At 67.8% G+C, this 2643-nt stretch carries 3 protein-coding genes; all 3 read right to left on the reverse strand.

Annotated elements, in window-relative coordinates; genetic code table 11:
• A partial coding sequence (locus x551_RS25570) for a CoA transferase (protein ID WP_173402830.1) occupies nt 1–123 on the reverse strand: 123 nt, incomplete at its 3' end.
• Nucleotides 124–157: 34 nt separating this feature from the next.
• On the reverse strand, nt 158–1090 hold the full coding sequence (locus x551_RS20930) for an alpha/beta hydrolase (protein ID WP_036236214.1): 933 nt from the start codon (nt 1088–1090) through the stop codon (nt 158–160).
• Between the two features lie 43 nt (nt 1091–1133).
• Entirely contained in the window at nt 1134–2513 is a 1380-nt protein-coding gene (locus x551_RS20935; protein ID WP_036236210.1) for a DUF1329 domain-containing protein, read from the reverse strand.
• Nucleotides 2514–2643 lie beyond the last annotated feature (130 nt).

The following is a 2643-nucleotide window of genomic DNA, read 5'->3' on the forward strand; positions in this document are numbered from 1 at the left end:
GCGCAGCACGTCGGCGCCCAGGTCGGCCAGCAGCATGCCGCAGAACGGCGCCGGCCCCATGGCAGCGACCTCGACGACACGCACGCCGTGCAACGGGCCGGGGCCCGGCCCCGCTGCCGTCATGGCCGCCCCCTCAGCTGCGCCGTGACACGGACACTCAGGCGGTCCCGAACGCAGACTTCAGGTTCCTGCCGATGCGGTCGTAGATGCTCTGCGTGTGGCCGATCACGCCCTTCATCCAGAAGAAGCCGTGGATCATCGTCGGGTTGGGCACATGGTCCACCGACACGCCGGCCTTCGCCAGTGCCTTGGCGTAGGCATCGCCCTCGTCGCGCAGCGGGTCGTAGCCGGCGGTGATCACCGTGGCCGCGGGCAGTCCCTTCAGGTCGCCCTTGATCGGCGAGACATAGGCGTCGCTCGCCTGCGCGGGCTGGGTCAGGTAGTGACCGAAGAACCACTGCATCGCGCCCTGCGTCAGCAGGTAGCCTTCGGCGTTCTCCTTGCGCGAGGGGTAGTCGCCCGCCGCGTCGGTGACCGGGTAGACCAACACCTGGTGCGCGATCTTCGGGCCTTTGCGGTCACGCGCCATCTGCGACACGACCGCCGCGAGGTTGCCGCCGGCGCTGTCGCCGGCCACCGCGATGCGGGCCGGGTCGAGGCCCAGCTTCGCGGCGTTCTCGCGCGCCCACACCAGGCCGGCGTAGGCATCCTCCGGCGCCGTGGGATAGGGATGCTCGGGGGCCTTGCGGTAGTCGACCGAGACCACCGCCGCGTTGGACGCGTTGCACAGCGACCGCGCCACCTTGTCGACCAGGTCCAGGTTGCCGAACACGAAGCCGCCGCCGTGGAAGTACACCAGCATCGGGTGCGGTGCGTTGCCCGCTGGCCGGTAGATGCGCACGGCGATGTCGCCGCCCTTCACCGGCACACGGTGATTCGACACATCGGCTACCGCCTCCTCGTCGCCTTCCAGGCCGACGAAGGCCATGGCAGTCTCGCGGGATTCGGGCACCGTCATCTGCTCGAAGCTCTTCAGGCCCTGCGCCTTGAACGCATCGAGCAATCCTTGTACTTGCGGGTCCAGTGACATCGTCGTCTCCTTGGGGGTGGTGAAGAAGCGCAGAGACCGGGCTTCAGTTGCCCAGCCGCTGCATCGCGGAAGTGGTCAGGTACTTGTCGTAGACGCTGGGGTCGTTGACGCGCATCGAGTGGCCGCCCGGCACCTCGCGCACCTGCTCGATGCGGGTCATGCGGTTGGTCTGCACGTTGAAGGCATGCACGGTGGCCCAGGACCAGTAGGGCTCCTTGCCGTCCATCACGCGCGCCTTGCCGTCGTCGTAGTACGCGAAGGACGCGTCGAAGTGGCGGAACAGTTCGCCGCGACGGTCGTAGGACACCATCTGGAACGGCACAAGCGTGCGCGCGTCGAACCACACGCGCTTGCGCCCGACCGGCGCGCGCGGGTAACGCACCGGCTCGGCCTCGATGACGATCACCTCGGGTACCAGTTCGACCGCGTGGTCCCAGAACAGGTTGCCCTTCGGGCCGCCGTGGGTGGTGTGCTCCCAGTTCGGATGGGTCGACGTCCAGCCGCGCGAGACCGCTGCGAGGTGCGGCCCGCGGTGCACGACCTGATAGTTGCCCCAGGTCAGGAACGGATCGCCGGCCGCCCAGGCGTCCGACAGGTAGAGCTCGGCGCCGGCCACCAGCGGCTCGAAGCGCTGATTGGTCGGGAAACTGCGCACCCGCTTGAAGGCCGGCAGGTAGCCGTAGAGCTGCGGGAACTGGTTCTGGTCGTAGGCCCAGATGTTGAGGAAGATGGTGCCACGCGCATCGGCCGGCTCGGTGAACAGCACCGACTGGTAGCGCAGCTTGTCCGGCTCACCGGCCCAGTAGGGCTTGGGATCGATGACGGTGCGCGCCACCGTGGACATCTCCGCCCACACCGACGAGTACTGGTACTGCAGGTTGCCCGAAGGGTCGAGGTCGTATTCCTTGCTGGCATAGACCGACACGTCGTGGCGGCCCCAGCTCAGCGTGTGGGCGGCGAACATCTCCAGCGCCGACGTGGGCTCCGGAAACGGATTGCCGCCGATCCAGGGCTTGCCTTCGGTGGTGACGATGTTGCCGGTGGCGTCGAAACGCGCCTTGCCGCGGTTGCGCGCGGTGGCTTCCAGGTAGGGCGTCGGGTTCAGGTGGCTCAGGTCGGTGGTAGTCGGTGCCAGCACCAGCTTGCGGCCCATCGTGGAGATCTGCCGATAGCGGACCGGGTCGAGCAGGTCCTTCACCAGTTCCACGTTGCCCGCGTCGATCACGTCGCCGGACTTGAGGCGGCCCTTGCTGTAGACCTCGATCGACAGCAGTTCGTCCGGATAGGCCGCCGCGACCGAACCGGTGCGCAGGAAGGCCGTCCAGGCCGACCCGAACACGCCGGCGCGCAGCAGTCCCTTGCCGGTGGCGTCGAGGAAGGCCCGGCGGCTGAAGTCGCGATCGAAACGAAGAAGGTGCGCCATGAACTAGGGTTTGTTTACGCTATGAGAGCCACGGCACAAAGAAAAAAGCACCGGCTGCGCGAGCGGCCGGTGCATGTGGCTGTCGAACGCCGGCCCCTGCGCGGCCGGGTCGACGTACACCACGACTAGA

This window comes from Methylibium sp. T29 (assembly GCF_000576205.1).
In the GTDB taxonomy this organism is placed as follows: domain Bacteria; phylum Pseudomonadota; class Gammaproteobacteria; order Burkholderiales; family Burkholderiaceae_C; genus Methylibium; species Methylibium petroleiphilum.

Excerpts from the sequence above, each read along its gene's own strand:
- x551_RS20935 (WP_036236210.1), bottom strand. The coding sequence starts at position 2,513 with ATGGCGCACCTTCTTCGTTTCGATCGCGACTTCAGCCGCCGGGCCTTC.
- x551_RS20930 (WP_036236214.1), bottom strand. The coding sequence starts at position 1,090 with ATGTCACTGGACCCGCAAGTACAAGGATTGCTCGATGCGTTCAAGGCG.